21 protein-coding genes, 1 pseudogene and 1 riboswitch are annotated in these 20,480 nt (G+C 28.3%); of the genes and pseudogenes, 14 read left to right on the top strand and 8 right to left on the bottom strand.

Annotated features, from left to right (window positions below; all coding sequences use genetic code 11):
• The first annotated feature begins 20 nt into the window (after positions 1 to 20).
• The 8 genes from AB8B23_RS07340 (at position 21) to metK (ending at position 9,551) form a co-directional block, all read left to right on the top strand.
• A complete protein-coding gene (locus tag AB8B23_RS07340; RefSeq protein WP_369712203.1) occupies positions 21 to 1,019 on the top strand; it encodes a hypothetical protein in 999 nt (332 codons plus the stop codon).
• Between the two features lie 45 nt (positions 1,020 to 1,064).
• Positions 1,065 to 2,096 (top strand): hypothetical protein, encoded by a 1,032-nt coding sequence (locus AB8B23_RS07335; protein WP_369712202.1) that lies wholly within the window; start codon positions 1,065 to 1,067, stop codon positions 2,094 to 2,096.
• A gap of 19 nt (positions 2,097 to 2,115) precedes the next feature.
• Positions 2,116 to 2,685 (top strand): hypothetical protein, encoded by a 570-nt coding sequence (locus tag AB8B23_RS07330; protein ID WP_369712201.1) that lies wholly within the window; start codon positions 2,116 to 2,118, stop codon positions 2,683 to 2,685.
• 22 nt (positions 2,686 to 2,707) lie between these two features.
• On the top strand, positions 2,708 to 3,589 hold the full coding sequence (locus AB8B23_RS07325) for an endonuclease/exonuclease/phosphatase family protein (RefSeq protein WP_369712200.1): 882 nt from the start codon (positions 2,708 to 2,710) through the stop codon (positions 3,587 to 3,589).
• Between the two features lie 110 nt (positions 3,590 to 3,699).
• Complete coding sequence (locus AB8B23_RS07320) at positions 3,700 to 5,067, top strand: MATE family efflux transporter (RefSeq protein WP_369712199.1); 1,368 nt, start codon at positions 3,700 to 3,702, stop codon at positions 5,065 to 5,067.
• An 81-nt stretch (positions 5,068 to 5,148) separates the two neighbouring features.
• Complete coding sequence (locus AB8B23_RS07315) at positions 5,149 to 6,792, top strand: phospholipase D family protein (protein ID WP_369712198.1); 1,644 nt, start codon at positions 5,149 to 5,151, stop codon at positions 6,790 to 6,792.
• Between the two features lie 73 nt (positions 6,793 to 6,865).
• Positions 6,866 to 8,050, top strand: a complete 1,185-nt coding sequence (locus AB8B23_RS07310) for a sel1 repeat family protein (protein WP_369712197.1) — start codon at positions 6,866 to 6,868, stop codon at positions 8,048 to 8,050.
• Between the two features lie 119 nt (positions 8,051 to 8,169).
• Positions 8,170 to 8,266: riboswitch (SAM riboswitch) on the top strand.
• A gap of 130 nt (positions 8,267 to 8,396) precedes the next feature.
• Positions 8,397 to 9,551 (top strand): methionine adenosyltransferase, encoded by a 1,155-nt coding sequence (gene metK / locus AB8B23_RS07305; protein WP_369712196.1) that lies wholly within the window; start codon positions 8,397 to 8,399, stop codon positions 9,549 to 9,551.
• Between the two features lie 40 nt (positions 9,552 to 9,591).
• On the opposite strand, the gene AB8B23_RS07300 is transcribed toward metK, so the two are convergent.
• The 7 genes and pseudogenes from AB8B23_RS07300 to AB8B23_RS07265 all read right to left on the bottom strand — a co-directional run bounded on the left by AB8B23_RS07300 (position 9,592) and on the right by AB8B23_RS07265 (position 14,580).
• The gene (locus tag AB8B23_RS07300; RefSeq protein WP_369712195.1) at positions 9,592 to 10,206 is read right to left on the bottom strand and encodes a DJ-1/PfpI family protein; all 615 of its coding nucleotides are present in this window, start codon (positions 10,204 to 10,206) and stop codon (positions 9,592 to 9,594) included.
• A 133-nt stretch (positions 10,207 to 10,339) separates the two neighbouring features.
• The gene (locus tag AB8B23_RS07295) at positions 10,340 to 10,852 is read right to left on the bottom strand and encodes a ClbS/DfsB family four-helix bundle protein (RefSeq protein WP_369712194.1); all 513 of its coding nucleotides are present in this window, start codon (positions 10,850 to 10,852) and stop codon (positions 10,340 to 10,342) included.
• A 10-nt stretch (positions 10,853 to 10,862) separates the two neighbouring features.
• Positions 10,863 to 11,495: pseudogene (locus AB8B23_RS11995) on the bottom strand (GyrI-like domain-containing protein).
• 19 nt (positions 11,496 to 11,514) lie between these two features.
• Positions 11,515 to 11,988 (bottom strand): GyrI-like domain-containing protein, encoded by a 474-nt coding sequence (locus AB8B23_RS07280; RefSeq protein WP_369712191.1) that lies wholly within the window; start codon positions 11,986 to 11,988, stop codon positions 11,515 to 11,517.
• A 143-nt stretch (positions 11,989 to 12,131) separates the two neighbouring features.
• On the bottom strand, positions 12,132 to 12,803 hold the full coding sequence (locus AB8B23_RS07275) for a hypothetical protein (protein WP_369712190.1): 672 nt from the start codon (positions 12,801 to 12,803) through the stop codon (positions 12,132 to 12,134).
• Between the two features lie 80 nt (positions 12,804 to 12,883).
• Positions 12,884 to 13,777, bottom strand: a complete 894-nt coding sequence (locus AB8B23_RS07270; RefSeq protein WP_369712189.1) for a helix-turn-helix transcriptional regulator — start codon at positions 13,775 to 13,777, stop codon at positions 12,884 to 12,886.
• A gap of 260 nt (positions 13,778 to 14,037) precedes the next feature.
• A complete protein-coding gene (locus AB8B23_RS07265; protein ID WP_021743834.1) occupies positions 14,038 to 14,580 on the bottom strand; it encodes a C40 family peptidase in 543 nt (180 codons plus the stop codon).
• 782 nt (positions 14,581 to 15,362) lie between these two features.
• On the opposite strand from AB8B23_RS07265, the gene serA reads away from it, so the two are divergent.
• The 6 genes from serA (at position 15,363) to AB8B23_RS07235 (ending at position 19,352) form a co-directional block, all read left to right on the top strand.
• Positions 15,363 to 16,955, top strand: coding sequence for a phosphoglycerate dehydrogenase (serA, locus tag AB8B23_RS07260; protein WP_369712188.1), 1,593 nt, complete (start codon positions 15,363 to 15,365; stop codon positions 16,953 to 16,955).
• 27 nt (positions 16,956 to 16,982) lie between these two features.
• The gene (locus AB8B23_RS07255) at positions 16,983 to 17,657 is read left to right on the top strand and encodes a hypothetical protein (protein WP_369712187.1); all 675 of its coding nucleotides are present in this window, start codon (positions 16,983 to 16,985) and stop codon (positions 17,655 to 17,657) included.
• 31 nt (positions 17,658 to 17,688) lie between these two features.
• A complete protein-coding gene (gene thrB, locus AB8B23_RS07250) occupies positions 17,689 to 18,582 on the top strand; it encodes a homoserine kinase (RefSeq protein WP_369712186.1) in 894 nt (297 codons plus the stop codon).
• A 78-nt stretch (positions 18,583 to 18,660) separates the two neighbouring features.
• On the top strand, positions 18,661 to 18,843 hold the full coding sequence (locus tag AB8B23_RS07245) for a type II toxin-antitoxin system HicA family toxin (protein ID WP_369712185.1): 183 nt from the start codon (positions 18,661 to 18,663) through the stop codon (positions 18,841 to 18,843).
• A gap of 43 nt (positions 18,844 to 18,886) precedes the next feature.
• Complete coding sequence (locus AB8B23_RS07240; protein WP_036087903.1) at positions 18,887 to 19,168, top strand: type II toxin-antitoxin system HicB family antitoxin; 282 nt, start codon at positions 18,887 to 18,889, stop codon at positions 19,166 to 19,168.
• Positions 19,169 to 19,187: 19 nt separating this feature from the next.
• A complete protein-coding gene (locus tag AB8B23_RS07235; RefSeq protein ID WP_369712184.1) occupies positions 19,188 to 19,352 on the top strand; it encodes a hypothetical protein in 165 nt (54 codons plus the stop codon).
• A gap of 538 nt (positions 19,353 to 19,890) precedes the next feature.
• On the opposite strand, the gene AB8B23_RS07230 is transcribed toward AB8B23_RS07235, so the two are convergent.
• Positions 19,891 to 20,430, bottom strand: coding sequence for a hypothetical protein (locus AB8B23_RS07230; RefSeq protein ID WP_369712183.1), 540 nt, complete (start codon positions 20,428 to 20,430; stop codon positions 19,891 to 19,893).
• Positions 20,431 to 20,480 lie beyond the last annotated feature (50 nt).

Here is a 20,480-nt window from a genome sequence, read left to right as displayed (position 1 = left end):
ATAGGAGTTTTAAAAAAAATATGGAAAAAACATATCAAATAAAAATATGGAAAATTATTCAAATAATATTTTATAATCTTTTGGTATCTTTTATACCGTTTGTAATTATTGGAGAGTTTTTATTGCAGATCCCTCAAATTTTTCCTGTTACATTTTTAGCTATAATTTTTTATACTTCGATAAGTTGTTTTAGAAAAGAAATTATCATAAAGCGTAATAAAATTAGTTATTTTAATTTTGCCGGAGAAGAAAAGGTTTTAGATATTATAAAAAATGATGTACGGATAGTGGAAAGTGTAGAAAGTCATATAAAAAGTTTAAGAATAAAAGTAAAGAGATATTTGAAATTTACAGAAAATGGAAAAAGATATTTGAAAAATATTTCGTGGATAACTTCAAAAGAAGGAAATGAATTAAAGATATATATTTGGAAATATAAGCATTTATTTAAAAGAAAAGTTGGAAAATATGAAAATGATATTTTGGAAGAGAAAAATTTTAATATTCCGATAGAAAAACTTGCAATTTTAAAGGAAATGGATATAAAAATAAAATTTTTTGTAATATCAATCATTAATTTTGTAATTTTTATATCTTTTTCAGAAAAAGGAACTGAAAAATTTATAATTCATTTGATTTATGCTATTATTGTAGAAACTATTTTAATAATTTTTTATATTGAGTATTATTCGAACATGAAGGAAAAAATTCAGAAAAAACTTCCTCAAAATATAACGATAGATAATTTAAAAATAATAATAGATAAAAAAGAATTTTATAAATCTGATGTAAAAAAAATAACTATGACAGGGTTAAAAATTATGGAAAAATCATATTTTAAAATTTTAGATGTTCCAAAAGTATTGATAATAGAAAGTAGTATCAGGAAACAGAAATTTCTTATTGTGCCAAGTGGAGTAAATGCGAAATGGAAATATCCTGAATATGTATTGCTGTTTAAGAGTGTTAGAAATTGGTGCTTTGAAAATGGGGTTGAATTTATAATAAATGGATATTAAAATTTTTCTAAAATATAAATTTTGAAATTATGAAAGTTGAGACAAATGGATAAAAAAATTTATGAAATATCATTTTCTGAAAAGAAAATTATAATAAAAAATGAAATAATTTATTATTTTGAGTATGATAAACTAAAAGAAACTGTTTCGATTGAGGAATTTGATGAAAGAACTATCGAAACAGAATACGTGTATAAAACAGGAATTAGTCTGTTTTGGGAAATTATAAAACCTCATTCTAGAAATGTAGATAGAAATAGGTACAAAAAATTAGTGAAGTATAGGAAACTAAAATTTTTAAATGGCAATAAATTTGATGTAAGTGAATTGGATGATTACGAGTTCAAAAAATTGGGGGATTATATCGAAAGTTTGAAAACGAAAAGGCTGATTTTGGATGAACAAAAATTTCATATGAAGGATAAATTGATAAATGAGTGGATTTGGAATCATAAGTCAAGAAAAATGAGCAGGGAAAAACTTCAAGAGAAATATAATGAGCAGATAGAAGACAATGAGGCACGAGAAAAATTTTTATCAAATTATGAGAAAAAAGTTTTTAAAATCAGAAAGGATGAACTTTTGAGTGATTTTAAGAAGAATTCAGGATTTGTAAATTTTCTAAAATTATCGTTTACAGAAGTATTTTATTATGTTTTAACATTGCTAATTCTTGCATATATAAAATTTTTAAATCCAGCTATAGTAACAATAATTTTTTTTATAATAATTGTAAAATTTTTTATTAAAAAAAATAATTTAAGAAAAAAGCTGGAAGTAATGATTTACAGTATAGCTTTTTATCAAGATAGAATAGTTATAAACTTTGGATATAATATTAACAGAATAAAAGCTGAGGAAATTATGAGTATGACTGTGGATAAAGCGAGCAAATATAATCTGGAGTTTAGAATATCTAAGAGAAGAGAGGAAATACGTTGTAATTTCGGTGTAACTTTTACAAAGATGCTAGATTACGAATTGGTTAAGAGGGAGCGAAAGAAATTTTTGGAAATTTTGGAAGAAATACCAAAATGGTGTGTTATGAATAATATTGAATTTAAGATAGAAAAATAAGAAAAGAAAGGTGAAATTTATGGAAGATAAAATTTTTGAATTAGGAGATTATTCATTTTTAAAAAAGAGTAAAATACAAAGGTCTAATTTAATAAAGGTTACAATTTTTTATATAACATCAGGAATCATAATGGCTTTTATTACATTTTTTGGAGTAATTGCCTTAGCTTTTAAAGTAACGATACCAATTTCTGTTGCAGAATTTTTATTCTACAGTGTTCCGGTTTCAACATTTTTATTTTTTGCATATCAAGGTTTTAAACATTGGAAAACGTATTTTCAGATAATAAATTCTCCGAGCAGATTAATTTTAAATGACTTTGAAATTGCGATTGATAAAAAGAAATTTTCTTATGAAGATATAAAGATAATAGAGATGACACATCCAAAATCTTTAAATGATAAAAGAATAATAATAATTCAAAAAAATGGCAGTAAATATAAAAATTTTTTGTATTTTTTTATAAAAAGAGATTATTCTCAAAATTATTTAGCAATTTTTTTACAAATACGAAAAATATGTCAGGAAAAGAAAATAGAATTTGTTGTAGAAGAGAAAGAGTATAATAATATTTTAGAAAATAAATAAAAAAATCAAGGGGTTGATTGAGATGAAGAATAAACTAATTAGAGGGTTAGTTTTTGTTCTTTTAGTTTTTGGAATATATTCTTGTTTTAGAAAAGAAAAGATAAATGAGACAATTGATGTAAATAGAGATAAGAATAAAATTTTAGTTGCATCATTTAATGCTATGCGTCTTGGTGAGAAACAAAAAGATTATCGGACACTTTCAAAAATTTTAGCAAAGTTTGATTTAATTGGACTAGAAGAGGTCATGAATGAGAAAGGAGTTAAGAAAGTCCAGGCGTATTTAGAAAAGTTGACTAAAGAGAAATGGGATTATATTATTTCAGAAAATTCTGTAGGAAGTGAAAATTATCGTGAATATTTTGCATTTATTTATAGGAAAAGCAGATTTTCTGAGGTAAGAGAGCTTGGATTTTATAAGGAAAAGGATGAGAATGAGTTTATGAGAGAGCCGTATGGTGCATATTTTAAAGCAGGAAACTTTGATTTTGTTTATGTTATTGCACATTCGGTTTTTGGTGATAAAGAAAAACAGAGACTACTTGAGGCAGCAAATTATGTCAATGTTTATGAATATTTTTCTAAATTGACAGATGAGGATGATATAATTATCGCTGGAGATTTTAATACACCTGCTGATAATATGGCTTTTAAAAACATAGCTGATAAATATAACGTCAAGTATATTTTAAATCCTGAAGAAAATTTGACCACACTTTCGGATAGTAAACTTGTAAGTTCTTATGATAATTTTTTCATAAATTTTGAAAAAACAAAAGAATTTACTGGAAATTTTGGAGTTTATAACTTTATAAAAAATAATAATTATGCTATAATAAAAAAATATGTGTCAGATCATTTATTGATATTCTCAGAATATTCGACATTGGAGGATTTAGATTAAATAGATTTATTAAAGTTAAAAATTTATTTTGTTAAGGAAAAAATATTATTAAGTAAACTGAAATTGTTGAGAAAATCTAAAAAAATATCAATGAAAAAGAAAGGAAATAAATGAAAGAAAAAGTATTAAATAGAAAATTGGTTTATAAAAAGGTTATTAATATTGGATTACCTGTGGCAATTGAAAATATGATTTACGCACTTATGAACTTTGTTGATATGTTTATGGTGGGGAAAGAGATTGTGGCGCTTGGACTGGGGACAGTTGCTGTTGCAGGATTGGGGTTTGCAAATCAGATGTTTATGATTTTTATGACTTCACTTTTTGGGATGAATAGTGGCGGTGGAATTTTGGCGGCTCAGTATTTTGGGAACAAGGATTACAAAAATCTGAAGAAATGTCTTGGGATAACAATAATTGTTGGATTTTTATTTTCGTTGCTATTTCTTTTCGCAGGATTGTTTACCCCGAAACTTGTAATTTCAGTATTTACAAATGATAAAAAAGTTATAGAAATAGGGGCTTCATATTTACGTATAGTAGCGTGGACTTATCCGCTTGTGGGAGTTGGTTTTGCCTTTAATATGCAGCTTCGTGCAATAGGGAAAACCAAATATTCATTTTACTCAAGTGTAATAGGGCTTTTGATAAATGTAGCCATAAACTATATGTTAATTTTTGGACATTTCGGATTTCCAGCAATGGGAGTACGTGGTGCTGCAGTTGCAACAGTTATTGCGAGAATTATAAGCACTTTTTATATAATTTATGTGATTTACAAGTTAAAATTGCCAATTGCAGGAAAAATAAATGAATTATTTGATTTATCAATGGAATTTTTTGTAAAAGTTATGAAAATATCGCTTCCTGTTTTTATTCATGAAATATTGTGGGTACTTGGTGCAAGTATGTATGTAATGATCTTTGGAAGAATGGGAACAAATTTTGCGGCTGCAGTTCAGGTTGTAAAATCAATTAGCAGTCTTGTATTGACATTGTTATTTGGACTTTCGAGTGCAACTTCGGCTATAATTGGTAATGAGATTGGTGCTGGAAGAGAAGAAAATGCTTATGACTATTCGATAATTTTATTAAAGGTGGCTGTTATTTCAGGGATTATTATTGGAGCAATTGTATTTATTTTCAGTCCATTTATTCTACAACATGTAAATGAAAAAAGTTATCCGTTAGCAAGAGAAGTTGTGAAGGCGGAAGTATTTGTAATTTTTGTAAAAGCAATAAGTTTACAGCTGTTAGTTGGAATTTTACGTTCGGGAGGGGATACGCTCTGGACAATGTTTGTGGACTTGATTCCGCTTTGGTTTGTTGCTATACCGATAACATATTTTTCTGGATTACATTTAGGATTTCCAGTTGTAATTGTGTATTTACTTTCGTGCAGTGATGAAGTTATAAAAATATTTCCGTGTGTATGGAGATTAAAGAGCAAGAAGTGGATAAATAACCTAGTTAGTTAGAAATTTGGGTAAAAATAAAAAAAGATAATTAAATTGAGAATAAAAAAATAAATTTAAAATAGTGAAGGAGAGAATAAATTAATGAATTTAAGAAGAAAAAAGTATTTATTAATTGGTATTTTAACAGCCTTTACAATTTCATGTTCCACAATAAAAACTCCTCCACTTGGAGTAAATTATGAAGGTCCATTGAGAGATAGCGATAACGTTGAGTTTCATTATGATTTGACTTATCTAGATAAGGATGGGAATATTCGATATGACAGAAAGATTTGGGAGGCAACCTATAAGATTGTGGATGAGGCGAAAGATTATCTGATTGTGGAGATGTTTTTGTTTAATGACATTTATAATAAGGATAAGGAGCATTTTCCAGAGTTTGCTAAGGAGTATACGAGAAGGCTTATTAAAAAGAAAATGGAAAATCCTGATTTGAAGGTATATGTGCTTTCAGATGAGAATAATAATTTGTATGGGGCTTTTGAGCATCCATTTATTACAGATATGAAAAATGCTGGGATTGATGTTATAATGGTGGATATTTTTAAACTGAAAGATACTTTTCCTTGGTATTCGCCAATTTGGAGAACTTTGATAGAGCCTCACGGAAATCCGCAGGGGAAAGGATGGATTGGAAACTTTTACGGGCCTATGTGGCCTAAATTGACTTTGAGAAATTTATTGAGGGCATTGAATGTAAAGGCGGATCACAGAAAAATATTTTTGAATGAGGAAAATGTTGTAGTTTCAAGTGCTAATATTCACGATCCGAGCTATTTTCATGAAAATGTAGCAATATCAGCTAATGGAGAAATTACAAAAGATGTTTTACATGGATTACAGCTTGTGGCTGGATTTTCAAATGGAAAAATTGATGTTATTCAAAAGCAGAAAAATAAAATAGATAATAACCAAATTGGATATTCAACTGAGAATGAAAAAATTGAGGTAGACAGTTTTTCTGAAACTGAAAAGCAAATTAAGGAAATTGAGAAAAAAAAGGAAGAGTTTGTGGAAGAGGAAACCAAAAGGTTTGCACAGATTGGAGAACTTCCTGAAAAAAGTCAAAATTCTGAAAATGAAAATCATAAAAATGAGGATACGATTACAAGATTTGATGATGAAAATAATAAATATAAGCTACAATTTGTGACAGAGGCAAAAATTGGGGAACATCTGGATAAAGACATTGATAGTGCCAGAGCTGGGGATGAAATACTTATGGGTATGTATTTCCTAGCTGATAAAGGCGTTGTTGACAGATTGATAAAAGCTGCAAATCGTGGTGTAAAAGTTCGGATTATTTTTGATAGAAGTAGAGATGCTTTTGGAATGAGTACGAATGGATTACCTAACAAACCTGTTTCTAAGAAATTGAAGAGAAAAACTAAAAATAAAATAGAAGTGAAATGGTATTTTACGAATAATGAGCAATATCACACAAAGATAACACTAATCAAAAAAACAGATGGCAATGTTATAATACACACAGGTTCGGCTAATTTAATCAAAAAAAATATACGTGGTTACATAATGGATGCTAATTTTAGGATTTTGACAAATAATAATTCTAAGCTGACAAAAGATATCTATACATATTTTGATAGATTATGGGAAAATAAGGATGGTTTGTTTACAGTAAATTTCGATGATGAGCCAACCACGAAGGCGAGTACAGATTTTATGTATAAAATATTGGATGCAACACAATTAGGATCGTTTTAGATGCAAAAAAATATATTAAATTAAAAATTATAAATAAAATAAAAAGAATTTGAAAGAGAGGAATGAGAAACGAATGAAAAGAAAAATAATGTTTGTAATAGTAATTTTAGCTATTGGAATGATGTCAGTTTCTTGCTTTAAAAAGAAAAAGGATGAAAAGAAGGATAATCAACAGGTGCAACAGCAAACAAAGGATATTAATACAGATATTTTTAATCTTGGAGGACAGGCGCAGGGGAATCCTGAGATAAGAAACTTGACTCCTGAAGAGCAGCAGAACTTGATTGATAATCAGATTGACCCTTTAAAAGTTTCAGAAGCGTTAATAAAAGCTGAAAATGGGGATAAAGAAGCAATAATGTCCCTTGCTCAACTTTACTACAACTTGAAAAATAATGAGAAAGTAAAACAAATTCTTCAGTATGGGGTAAACAGAAATTATCCTGAAGCAATTTATAACCTTGCAGTGATATTAAAGCAGGAAGGAAATAATGAAGAGGCTAATAAATTAATCGCAAAACTTCCAAAAACAGCAGCTACACATGAAGGAAGACAACAGATGCAGATGAGACAAATAAAAATGCGTCCAGGAGCAGAAGCATATAATAGAGGAGTTGATTTAATAAAAGCGAAAAGATATAGTGAAGCCAAAGCCGAGTTCGAAAAGGCATATAATGCTGGAATTAAGGAAGCTGATATAAGGGTTGCACTTTTGAATAAGCAGTTAAAAAATAATTCTGAGGCTGTAAGATGGTTTCAAAAAGCTGCAAATCGTGGTGTGAAGGAAGCAAATATTGAAATAGGAGCAATACTGTATGATGGAGGAAAACAGTCTGAATCACGGCCATATCTATTGAAAGCCTATAATGCAGGAAATAAAGCAATGGCTATGCCAATCGCATTGTCATACCATAAGCAAAACAATATGGCAGAAGCTCTTAAATGGTATAAAATAGCTGCTAAGAATGGAGATAAAAATGCCGCTGCTACAGTTGAAAGAATTGAGAAAGGCGGAGTAATTAATGAAAAAAAATCAAACGAAAAACAAGCAAAGGCTTTCCTTGGAAATGGAAATTCTTCTCAAAGCCTTACAGAAAGTACTCTTAGCAATGTAAAGAGTAAGAGTAAAGCTGAAGAGGCTACGAAAAATGAGACTAAATCGGAAAAACAACAGACACAAACTCCAAAACCTAATAATAAATCTTCAAATTCAAGTATAGATGATATTATGAAGAAAAAAGCGATGGAGTACAAATAAATTTATATTGACATTTTGAGAAAAATATTATATACTTATTTTACAATAAAAATATTTGAAATTCAAAATTAAATTTATGTTATTTATAAATATGTTTAATAATAAAAATAATTTAATAAAACTTATCAAGAGAGATACTAGGGACCGGCCCGTTTGAGTATCCAGCAACCTGTAAAAACAAGGTGCTAAATCCGGCATTGAATGCAAAGATAAGAATTTTAATTCTCTTCCTTGCAGGAAGAGTTTTTTTATTTTAAAATAAAGTTTGAATTCAAATTTTTTAGAGCGAATATATTTTTAAAATAATATTCTTAAATAAAACTAAAAAAAATTAGGAGGAAATAAAATGGCTAAAAAAATTTACTTTACATCGGAATTCGTATCACCGGGACATCCAGATAAAATCTGTGATCAGATTTCAGATTCAATATTAGATGCTTGCTTAACAGATGATGAAAATTCAAGAGTGGCTTGTGAGACATTTGCAACTACTGGGCTTGTAGTAGTTGGGGGGGAAATTACGACTAAGACTTATGTGGATGTGCAGAAGATTGTTAGAGATAAAATTTATGAAATCGGATATCGTCCAGGAATGGGATTTGACTCTGACTGTGGTGTGTTAAATACTATTCATTCACAGTCGCCTGACATTTCGATGGGAGTAGATACAGGTGGAGCTGGAGATCAGGGGATTATGTTTGGAGGAGCGGTTAATGAAACTGAAGAATTAATGCCTTTGGCACTTGTATTATCACGTGGAATTATTCAAAGATTAACTGAGATTACTAGAAATGGTACACTTGCCTGGGCAAGACCAGATGCAAAGGCACAAGTTACGTTAGCTTATGATGAAAATGGAAAATTGTTAAATGTTGATACAGTTGTATTATCAGTACAGCATAACGAAGATGTTACAAATGCACAAATTGAAAAGGATTTGAAAGAACTTGTTATAAAACCTGTGTTAGAAAAATATAATTTGAATATTGAAAATGTAAGAAAATTCCATATTAATCCAACTGGAAGATTTGTAATTGGAGGGCCTCACGGAGATTCTGGACTTACTGGAAGAAAAATTATAATTGATACTTATGGTGGATACTTTAGACATGGTGGAGGAGCATTTTCTGGAAAAGATCCATCGAAAGTTGACAGATCGGCAGCCTATGCGGCAAGATGGATTGCCAAAAATATTGTTGCAGCAGGTTTTGCTACAAAATGTGAAGTTCAGCTATCTTATGCGATAGGTGTTGTTGAACCTGTATCAATTCGTGTAGAAACATTTGGAACTGGAACAGTTGAAGAAACAAGAATCGAAGAGGCTGTTGCAAAATTATTTGACTTAACACCAAATGGAATCCAAAAATCATTAAATTTAAGAAAACCATCATTTAGATACCAAGATTTAGCAGCATTTGGACATATTGGAAGAACTGATATTGATTTACCTTGGGAAAAGCTGGATAAAGTTGAAGGATTGAAACAAGAATTGGGAAAATAATTCAAAAATAGGGAGTGAATAAGTCACTCCCTTTAACTTTTTATTCATCGGAATATTTTTCAAAAGCCTTTTCAAATCCAATTGTATACATATCAAAAAAGAAATTTATATTTTTTTCATGAATATCGCCTAACGCTTTCATCACATTTTTTGCAAAATGAACAGGACTGTCACCTCTTGCAGTTACCGTCTTTCCATCGATTACTGATTCTGCTTTCACAAAATTTTCAGAATTTGTATAATTTTCATTATCCTTTATTTCTGCAAGATTGTTTACAGTATGTTTGCAATCATTTAGAAGACCATTAGTTGCAAGGAAATAAGCGGCATCACAAATTGCTCCCACAACTTTATTTGGATTATTCTTAAATTTTTTAACAAGTTCAATAATTGTGTAGTTTGTTTCAAAACTCTGATTTCTCCAAGTTTTTCCTCCAATTAAAATCAATCCATCAGTATTGTCTTCTGTGATTTCTTCTAATGTCATATCAGGTATCATTTTTAAATTACCCATTGATATTTTAATATCCTTATCGGTTGAAGCATAACTGACTGAATAATTTTGAGTTATATTTTTTTCATTTAATGCCGAAGCTAGAAATGCAGTTTCCCAGTCTGCAAATTCATCTAAAATTAAAAAAACTATTTTTTTCATTATCATTTTGTCCTTTCTTAGTTGTAATCAATTTTCTATTTTAAAACCAAATAAAATTATTTCATTTTTAATAGTTTAATTTTAAAAAGTTTTAAAAGAATTGAAAATATTATAAATTATAATATAAAAAAAGTCAAATTTTTAATTTTTTCCATTTTCTTATTTTTGTCCTGAAAGTTTTAAAAGGAGCGACTGTATTTATATGAATCCATTTCCAGATTGGCCAGTTGCTTGGTGTGGAAGAAGCCCATTGTCGTTGATTTTGCTCAAATAACTCCTTTTCTGTGTAAATTTCAATTAAATCAGTTATTTTTTTTACGGTTATATTAAATTCCGCAATTAATTTTTTTATTGAATAATTTTCATACTTTTTATAAAATGATTGATAAAGCTTACCTAAATTATTCCATTTGTAATTTTCTGAAGGAGTAATAACTGTTTCATCATTTTTATTTTTTTCTTCCCATAAAAGTATTAAATTTATCCATCCCAGCTGGTAAGCAATCATCTGAGCAGGACTTTTGTCAACTTCATCTATAAAAGTATCTTTATTTTCATCAGTAATTTCTGAAAATTCATTAATAAATAATATAGCTCGTTTATTTATTTCATCTATCAATTCTTTTTTACTTGAATATCCTTGCATAATTTTCTCCCTATTTTTTAACAGGCTGTCTTATCACTGTCTTCAGTTTATTTATATCTGCCTTTCTTGGGTCGCTTAAATAAATTTCATGATGATATCTTTTTTCTGTTATTTCTATATTATATCCATTATTTTGTGCAAATTCATTCATTCTTTGAATGGTTTCAGGCTCATCATTGTAACTTCCTATATGCATGCATTGTACGCAAAGCCCTTCATTATAGTTGAAAAATTCAACTTTTGAAAAATCCTTTTTCTTTTTTTCAGTAGCACACTTTATAGCCCATTTCACATCTTCCTTTTTAATAAAATCAGGCACTCTAATTAAAGAAATCCAATTAAATAATTCTTTGTTTAATAGGTAATTCTCATTTTTTACATTTTCCTGCCATCAAAGCCCTTCTAGCGGCGGAACAACATATTCAAAAAATCCTTCAATTTTATATTGCGTCTTGTAACTCATTTTAAGGGTATAGGCAACTCCGTATAACATTTCAACAGCTTTTTGATATTCCCCTTCTTTCTCATTGGGATTTCCTTTTCCACGCACTGCTATAAAATTCATTTTAGGAATTTCTATAATTTCAGGTTTTTCTGACGGTCGATAAAATTTTTTAAATTCCTTTTTAAAATCAAATGCCATAATTATCATCTCCTAGTTATTATTTTATGCTGATATAAATGTGAATTTCTGTATTTTCATAATCATTACCTGCTATATATTCTTCAAAATCATAGGTATAATTTCTTATATCAGATTTTTCTTTTCCAAATTCTTCCCAAAATTTATACCAAAATTCTCCAACAGCTTTTACAGGATCACCAAAAATCACAAATTTTGCATATTTTCCTTTAGGAATTTCTAGCCTTGTCATATCTTCAGGAATTTCATCAATTTTATTTTTCACTTCACAGCCTGTAAGACAGTCGTACTCAAAGCCATTTTCATTACTGTAGTTATAATAGACTCCAATAGCATTATTGTTAATTCTGTCCTTTATATTTTTGGAACCTTTTTCAGAATACAGTTTTTCCCATAAATTTGAAATTTTTTCAGACATTGTTTCATCATCTTTCACTCGTGTTTTAAATCCAACAAGAGTTTTTTCTTTAATTTCTACTATTTCATATTTCATAATTATACCACCTTTTTTATCAATTTTTATTAAATCAATTATAGCAATCATAATATGACAAGAGTATGTCATATTAAAAAATAAAATTTTGAAAATAAAAAATACGACAATAAAATATTGTCATATTTATTAATTTTTATAATTTATCTCATCAATTCTGGACCGTAACCAAAACCAAGATATTTGTAAATGGCATTATTTATGGTGTAATCTTGAATTACGCCCCATGTATTAGGGTATTTTTTTACATATACTCTAATATCGTTTTCCATATATTGTAAATCATTTCTTTTAACTAATTGCAAATAAAATTCAGAACTTTTTTCTATCAGAAAGCTTTGGTACTGTTTATTGTTCATTTTTGAAATTTTTTTCTTTTCTTCGTTGCTAATTTTTTTTATGTAATTTTCTAATTCAGAGGCATGAGCTGTAAAATTAGGACCTTTGATATGCACAGTTAGGACAGCTGTACCATTTTTAATTTCGGCATTCAATACTTTGTATGAAATTTTTGAGTTTGCGATTATTAAGTAATCTGCAGAATTTTTTAATGATTTATTTGTCTGACTTGCCGCAATATCTTCTAAATTTTTTTTACGTTGATTGCTTACATTTTTTCCCAAAATTTCATTTGTACCTTCCACAGAGTTTGTAAAAACATTTTTCTTGACATTTTCAGGATTTGTGTGAAATTTCATAAAATCATAAAAGCTGTTAATTACGGCTTGTTTTTCATCATTTGAAGTATTATTTTTAGCATTAGAAAATCCAAAGATGCTAAAAAATAAAAATGTTACTATTAAAAATTTTTTCATTTGCAACACTTCCTCTCGTTTTTAATATTTTAGAAAATTATAACATTTTATTCTTGAAAAAAACTTTGAAAAATATTTTCCTATTTATAATTTTCCTTCATTTTTGCAATTTTTTTAAACAAAATTTTCTTTATTCTCTCTGGCTTCCTTACCTTCAAATGTTCTCCAAAAGATAGAAGATAGCCGTAAATCCATTCATTTTCAGGATATTCCATTATAATTTCAAAATCGCCATTTTCCATTTTGTTTATACTCTCTTCAGAAAATTCATCATAGACACGGTATGCTTGTGATTTATCTATTTCGACTATGATTTTTACATTTTCTACCGTATTTTTCTTGTTATTTATTTCAAAGTCTTTGATTGTTTTTTCAAAATATTCGTTTGTTAAAGTCAGATTTTTAATTCTTGTTATTTTAAATTGACGAATATCATTTTTTTTGTGGCAATAGGCAAATAAGTACCATGCTTTTTCTTTAAACCATAAATTTAAAGGGTCTGCTGTTCTTTCATAATGTTCGCCTTTTGTGTTAAAATAGTTAAATTTTACGGTTTGTTTAGTTAATATTGCCTCTTTAATTTTTTCAAATAAAGTACTATCATCGCAATTATATCTTGAAAAGTCTATTTTTATCCAGTTGTCTGACTTTTTGTTAAAAATAGTGCTTAATTTTGAAAGAGTTTTATTGTTATTAGGATAATTAGTGGCGTTTAAACTTTGAAGTGCATAAAGTATTTCATTTTGCTCGTTTTGTGAAAGTAGCGATTTATTTATGACATAGTTATCCATTAGTTTTATTCCACCAGATTTTCCTCTTTGAAAATATACTGGAATACCAGCAGAAGAGAGAACATCAATGTCTCTATAGATTGTTCTAACTGATACTTCAAAATATTCAGCAAGTTCTTTTGAAGTAATACTATTTTTTTCAAGTAATAAATAAACAATTTCAAATAATCTATTGATTTTCATAATGAGGAACTCCTTAATAGCATAATTTGTATATAACAAAGGTATTTTATTCTTTGGAGCTTGATTTTAATTCTTTTGAAAAAAAATTATAGTTGACAAATAAATAGAAAAAAAAAGGAGAAATGCCTATTAACAGACAAAACTCCTTATTCCAAAGTTTTTTATAATTTTTTTAATCATTTATATGATTTTATTATTTCCTGTTTATACAAGAATTATATGTAAAGAATATATTTATTTATAAGAAATTAATTCATAAATTAACTAAATGGATTAATTGCCCATCTAAATGTCTTGTTGTAAAAATTACTGTCTAAACTAGAAACTGTTACTCTTCTACTTCCAGAAGAAGCGTGAATGAACTGTCTATTACCCATGTAAATTCCTACGTGAGAAATACGACCTTTTCCAGTTGTTTCAAAAAATACCAAATCACCTTTCGTCATATTCATTGATGAAATTCTTGGTTTAAATGTTGCTTGTGAGCTTGAAACTCTAGGCAAGCTTACATTAGCAGCTTTTTTGAATACGTAACCAACGAAGCCTGAACAATCAAAACTGTTAGGACCAGTTGCTCCCCAAACATATGGTGAACCTAATTTTGTTTGTGCAAAAGAGATAATTTGATCTCTTACTGCTGTGGAAGAAGTTCCACTACTACTCACCTCTTTTGGTTTAGGTTTTGATACAACTGATAAATCTATAGTCTTATTGCTATAATGATTTTTGATTGTACTTTGTAAATCTGCAAAAGATACAGCAGAAATAATTAAAGCTCCGGCTAGCATCAATATTTTCTTCATTATAACCTCCAATCTACCTTTGAACTTTGGTATTATTATTATACCAGCAATAACTTTAATTTCAATTTTAATAATATTAAAATATAATTAATTTATTAAATGGATTTAGAGCTGAAATAATTAAATACTGACAAAATACATGACATAAAATCAGTTCATATAGATGTGTAAATTTGAATATATTAATGAAATTAATATTATTTGCAAGAGAGGAATACTTATTGCCAGGCTTTATTAAATAATTTGAGAGAAGAACGTTCAAAACGCAAAGAATAAATTTTTTTAGGCTTAATAATAAAGAAGTCTGAGAGAAATATTGAAAAGGGGATATTTTTATATAGATGATAGGAAAATAAATAAAAAATATTATTTTACAGATATACTAGTATACTAGAAATATTGAGAGACTAATCATGGTCATTTCTTATTGAAAATTTATAAAATCAATATCCTAAAAGAAGAATTGAAAAATACAAGATTGTATCCAAAATTTTAGACAATGATTTGAAAAATTATTAGGAATAATAGTTAGACAAGTTGCATGATAGCGTAATTTTGTAAAAAAAATTCTTTAATTATATGAATTTTTTGATTCTTTCTGTTTAAATGGAAATAGTATTAGATAATCGTTGTGAAAAACAGCGGTTATTTTTATTTGTGTAAAAATTTTTTAAAATTAATTTATTTTGATGCAAAAAAGTGATGTTATTGAATTGTACTGGAAATTATGGTAATATATTAATTAAATAAATGTGTTGATTAGAGTTGAGGAGGAGAAATAAATGTATAAAGTATTAGTTGGAGAATATATTGATGATGAGGCGATTGCAGGACTGCAGGAAGCTAGAGATGTGAAAGTTGATGTGAAAGTTGGGATTTCACGTGAAGAAATTTTGGATATAATTGGTGAATATGACGCTCTTATTGTGAGAAGTGTTATAAAAGTAGATAAGGAACTGCTGGATAAGGCAAAAAATCTGAAAATAGTTGGACGTGCTGGAAATGGTACAGATAATATCAATATTCCTGAAGCGACTGCACATGGGGTAATTGTAGCGAATACTCCTGATAGCAATACGGTTTCGGCTTGTGAAATTGCGATTGGGCTAATGCTTGCCTCTGCGAGAAATATTGTTGCGGCAAATAATTTTATAAAAAGTGGAAAATGGGAAAGAGAAATATTTGTAGGAAGTGAGATGTTTGAAAAAACATTAGGGATTATCGGACTTGGAAGAATTGGTGGTCTGGTTGCTACGAGAATGAAAGCGTTTGGAATGAAACTTGTTGCTTATGATCCGTATATTTCAGATGAACGTTTTAAGAGATATGGCTGTGAAAAGGCTAAAACATTGGATGAGCTGTTGGAAAAAGCAGATGTGATAACCATTCATACGCCTAAGACTAAAGAAACTGTGGATATGATAAACGCTGAAAATATTCACAAGTTAAAAGATGGTGTAAGGCTTGTAAATGCGGCACGTGGAGGATTGTTTAACGAGGAGGCTGTGGCTGAAGGATTAAGAAGTGGAAAAATTGCGAGTTTTGGATACGATGTTCACACGGTCGAGCCACGTTCTGAATGTATTCTTTATGAATTTGAAAATGCAATTACAACCCCACATATTGGGGCGACTACTTATGAAGCACAGCGAAATGTAGGAACTCAGGTTGTAAAACAGGTATTAAATGGACTTCGTGGAGAAATAGTTGAAACTGCTGTGAATCTGCCTGCAATTGGAAGAGAGGAATTTTTAATTGTAAAACCATTTATAAATCTAGCTGAAAAATTAGGAAAAATTTATTTCCAAATTGAAAAAACTCCAATTACAAATGTCGTACTTAATTATTACGGAGAAATTGCCGAGCAGGAAACTGCACTTGTGGATTCGACAGCAATAAAAGGGATTCTAGAGCCAGTTTTAAAAGAGGAAGTTAATTATATTAATTCAAAGCCGCTTGCTGAAAAAAGAGGGATTAATATTTCAATAAATAAAAAGGAACATAAATATAAAAATTATTCATCAGCAATAGAATTTGTAATAACAAATGAAGAAGGCAAGAAAATATATGTTGTCGGAACAATTGGAATGAACAACGAGGAAAGAATTATCAGCATAAAGAATCACGATGTGGATATGGCAATTTCTGACAATATGATTTACTTAGGAAATGAAGATGTGCCAGGAGTTATCGGAGCTGTGGGGGCAACACTTGGAAAAGAAAAAATAAATATTGCTACAATGAACGTAGGTAGACGTGAAAATAGTGCAATTATGCTGCTTACAGTTGACAGTGAAGTTGGAAGAAAATCATTGAAGGAACTTAGAGGATTGAGTCAGATAAAATGGGCTCATTACTTGGATTTGACAATATAGTGTTTTGTGAAAGTTGATAAATTGTAGATGAGTGTAAATGAATATTTTAAGAAATTGAAAAATTTAATAAAGAAAATAGATTTTTTAGGTTATTTAAAAATAATTTTTGTAGCAGTATCAATTGTATTATCTAAAAATAATTTATTTTTTATAACAAATGCAGCTTTGATATTTTCTGTTTTAAATTCTTTTGTAAGAAAAGAAGATAGTAACTCTGAAAATAAGTTTAGTTTTGATTTTGAAATTTTCATTTTTCAATGTTTTACTTTATTTTATTTGAATAGACAGACATTATTAATGGGAATAAAGTTGTTTGACATTGAATATTTTTCAAAAATTATATTAAATGCAAGGTATTTAAACGGCGAACTTCTGTTTTTGATACTATTTGGCTTGCTATATATATTTATAAGAAAGAAGAGCAGGGCATATAAATCTTATGTTTGCATAATAGTCTTATATTTCTGTTTATTTGAAGACGTATTTTATACAGGATTTTCATTAATAGGAATAGATTATTTTATAGGTTTATTATTTATTTTTGTAAATACAATATTTTTACCGACATTTATTGATTTTGTAATTATTTTATTAGCTGTACTGTATTTTGTGAAAGAAAATAAAAATTATAAATTGGTATATTTTTTGTTGGTATTTTGCTGTATTTTTAGATTAAGTCTTGCAACATGGTTCTTCTTGTAGAAATTATTATGATAAAATGAAAGGAATAGATATGGGTTTAAAATTTAGAGTAAAAGTGCCGGGAACATCGGCTAATATTGGTGTAGGTTATGATTGTCTGGGAGTTGCGCTGGATTACTTTCTGGAACTGGAAGTGGAGGAAAGCGATAAAATTGAATTTTTGGAAAATGGAGAGCCGTTTTCGATTCCAATTGAGGAAAATTTGATTTTTGAAGCGATAAAATATACGGAAAAGCATTTGGTAAAAAATATTCCAAGCTATAAGGTAAATATTATGAAAAATGATATTCCGATTTCACGTGGGCTAGGAAGCAGTTCATCGGCTATTGTTGCCGGGATTATGATTGCAAATAAATTTGCTGGTGATGTGCTGGATATTAATGAGGTGGCAAGATTGGCTGTAGAAATGGAAGGGCATCCTGATAATGTGGTACCCGCAATCTTTGGTGGAATGGTACTTACTGCACATGATAAGGAAAACCTTGTATACAGTTCATTAATAAATTCTGATGACTTATGTTTCTACGTAATGATTCCAGATTTTAAATTATCGACAGAAAAAGCAAGAAGTGTCCTACCAAAAACGTATCTAGTTTCTGATGCAATAAACAACATCTCAAAACTAGGTTTACTTGTAAACGCCTTTAACAAAGGAGAATATGACAATTTACGTTTTCTTTTAGGCGATAAAATCCACCAGCCTTATAGATTTGCATTAATAAATGATTCAGAAAAAATCTTTGAAGCCTCTAAAAAACACGGTGCATTAGGAGAATATATAAGCGGTGCAGGGCCTACATTGATTTCCTTGAATTACGACAATGATGAATTTTTGAAAAATATGAAAAAAGAACTTGCAGAATTATCAGATAATTGGACTATCGAAAAGAAGAAAATCAATTTGAAAGGTGCGGAGGTTTATTAATTTTATAAAAAATTAATTTTTCAAAGCTTATTTACATATTTAAAGATGTGTGCTAAAATAGTTTTGTTAGGAGGATAAATGTCTTCAAAGGAAATTATTAAAATGTTGGAAAAAGATGGCTGGATATTAAGAAAAATAGTTGGTAGCCATCATCATTTCAAACATCCTAACAAAATTGGAAAAGTTACTGTTCCTCATCCTAAAAAGGATTTAACGGCAGGAATAGTAAACAGTATCTTGAAACAGGTTGGCTTGAAATAGCCAGTTTGTTCCACTAAAATAGCTTAAAAGGAGTGATAAATCTATGAAATATAATTATTATGCAGTCTTTGAAAAAGAAAAAGATGGGAAATACAGCATTTATTATCCTGATTTACCAGGTTGTTTTTCATGTGGAGATAATATGGAAGAAGCATTATATATGGCAAAAGATGCTTTGGAAGGGTATTTATTAATTTCTGAAGAAGATAACGAATTTATAAGAGAGCCAAGCACATATTACGAACTTGATAAAAATTTAAAAGAAAATGAAATATTACAATTAATAACAGCAGATACAGATTTTATAAAAAAGTTAAATATTTAGTGAAAATGGAGAAATCATTATGGCTATAATTGTAAAAAAAGGACAGTTAGAAAAAATAAATAAAGAGATTGCAAAAAGAAATTTGGCTGAAAGACGTACTTATACAGTAAAAGAATTTCCAAAAAGTAATCTTTCAAAAAAAGCTGAAGAAGCCTTGAATAAAATATTTTCATCTATAAAATAAAGTTATTAGGGGTGTCTGAAAACTCAGAATTTATATTATTTTTGATACTTGGAAGACTTATATAAATTTATTATTTTGACAATTTTCAGATACACCCTCATAAAATAGCTGATTTAATGAAATGAAATTTATTTCTGTAAAATTTAATATGATATTTTACTCTCAATTTTCTTTTAAATATCAACCACTTCGAATTTTTTTCTTTTCCACAGAATAATAATAAGAAATCCAACAAAAGTACCTAAGTGACTGACTTCGATATCTGAAAGTAAAAATAATTTTACAATACCTGCAAATATTGGAATTATTATAAAATATAGTTATTAACCTAAAAAAATCGTATTTTATTTCTATTAAAATTTCTTTTTTATCTTCAAAGTTTATTCCTAATCTTCTATTTTTAGCTCTGCTATCTGAAAGAATTACATACTTTTCATCAGTTTCAAAAATAGTTTCAGAATTTGCTTTTAATTTATCTTTTCATTATCAATCCATATTATTTTTGGAAATATCCTAAATTTTAATTTATCACGAATTATTATTTTTGCCATTTATCTCTATTTTCCTTTTCGATTTTCTTTTGATTTTCTATATATTCTGTAATGTTTATAAAAATTCCTTTTAATTCAAATAATGTAATGCAATAAAGTGATAAAATGTTTAAACTGTTAATTTCAATATTAAAAATTAACATTAGCAGTAAAAATATTAAAACAGTAATTGAAACTATTGTCCATTCAATTTTAGAAAAAGGATTGATATTATTGTCATCCATTCCAACATCGGTTGTAATGAGAAGATGAAGGATATAAACGCCGATTAATTTTATTGATTGCCAAAAAAATGAAAAATTCTCTAGAATAATCTTGTTTCCAGCTAGATGAAATAAAATAATCATAAGAAATTCAATTATAAAAAATTTTTTCTCATCATATAAATTTATAATTCCATTAATTAGTGACAAAACAAGCATTATTTCAATAATATGTATTGTAAATCCGTTTTTATCCAACTTTTGGATATCAATATAATCCATAAAAATTGAACTTAATAAAATCATTTTTATTATTTGATACATTTTGTTTCTCCTTCCATAAGCAAAGTGCATTATATAAGTTAAAATAACAC

The sequence above is a fragment of the Leptotrichia sp. HSP-342 genome (assembly GCF_041199995.1).
Taxonomy (GTDB): Bacteria; Fusobacteriota; Fusobacteriia; order Fusobacteriales; family Leptotrichiaceae; genus Leptotrichia; species Leptotrichia mesophila.
This window is presented reverse-complemented; position numbering and strand designations above follow the sequence as displayed.

Coding starts and splice junctions, on each gene's coding strand:
- AB8B23_RS07340 (WP_369712203.1), top strand. CDS start 21: ATGGAAAAAACATATCAAATAAAAATATGGAAAATTATTCAAATAATA.
- AB8B23_RS07335 (WP_369712202.1), top strand. CDS start 1,065: ATGGATAAAAAAATTTATGAAATATCATTTTCTGAAAAGAAAATTATA.
- AB8B23_RS07330 (WP_369712201.1), top strand. CDS start 2,116: ATGGAAGATAAAATTTTTGAATTAGGAGATTATTCATTTTTAAAAAAG.
- AB8B23_RS07325 (WP_369712200.1), top strand. CDS start 2,708: ATGAAGAATAAACTAATTAGAGGGTTAGTTTTTGTTCTTTTAGTTTTT.
- AB8B23_RS07320 (WP_369712199.1), top strand. CDS start 3,700: ATGAAAGAAAAAGTATTAAATAGAAAATTGGTTTATAAAAAGGTTATT.
- AB8B23_RS07315 (WP_369712198.1), top strand. CDS start 5,149: ATGAATTTAAGAAGAAAAAAGTATTTATTAATTGGTATTTTAACAGCC.
- AB8B23_RS07310 (WP_369712197.1), top strand. CDS start 6,866: ATGAAAAGAAAAATAATGTTTGTAATAGTAATTTTAGCTATTGGAATG.
- metK (WP_369712196.1), top strand. CDS start 8,397: ATGGCTAAAAAAATTTACTTTACATCGGAATTCGTATCACCGGGACAT.
- AB8B23_RS07300 (WP_369712195.1), bottom strand. CDS start 10,206: ATGAAAAAAATAGTTTTTTTAATTTTAGATGAATTTGCAGACTGGGAA.
- AB8B23_RS07295 (WP_369712194.1), bottom strand. CDS start 10,852: ATGCAAGGATATTCAAGTAAAAAAGAATTGATAGATGAAATAAATAAA.
- AB8B23_RS07280 (WP_369712191.1), bottom strand. CDS start 11,988: ATGAAATATGAAATAGTAGAAATTAAAGAAAAAACTCTTGTTGGATTT.
- AB8B23_RS07275 (WP_369712190.1), bottom strand. CDS start 12,803: ATGAAAAAATTTTTAATAGTAACATTTTTATTTTTTAGCATCTTTGGA.
- AB8B23_RS07270 (WP_369712189.1), bottom strand. CDS start 13,777: ATGAAAATCAATAGATTATTTGAAATTGTTTATTTATTACTTGAAAAA.
- AB8B23_RS07265 (WP_021743834.1), bottom strand. CDS start 14,580: ATGAAGAAAATATTGATGCTAGCCGGAGCTTTAATTATTTCTGCTGTA.
- serA (WP_369712188.1), top strand. CDS start 15,363: ATGTATAAAGTATTAGTTGGAGAATATATTGATGATGAGGCGATTGCA.
- AB8B23_RS07255 (WP_369712187.1), top strand. CDS start 16,983: ATGAGTGTAAATGAATATTTTAAGAAATTGAAAAATTTAATAAAGAAA.
- thrB (WP_369712186.1), top strand. CDS start 17,689: ATGGGTTTAAAATTTAGAGTAAAAGTGCCGGGAACATCGGCTAATATT.
- AB8B23_RS07245 (WP_369712185.1), top strand. CDS start 18,661: ATGTCTTCAAAGGAAATTATTAAAATGTTGGAAAAAGATGGCTGGATA.
- AB8B23_RS07240 (WP_036087903.1), top strand. CDS start 18,887: ATGAAATATAATTATTATGCAGTCTTTGAAAAAGAAAAAGATGGGAAA.
- AB8B23_RS07235 (WP_369712184.1), top strand. CDS start 19,188: ATGGCTATAATTGTAAAAAAAGGACAGTTAGAAAAAATAAATAAAGAG.
- AB8B23_RS07230 (WP_369712183.1), bottom strand. CDS start 20,430: ATGTATCAAATAATAAAAATGATTTTATTAAGTTCAATTTTTATGGAT.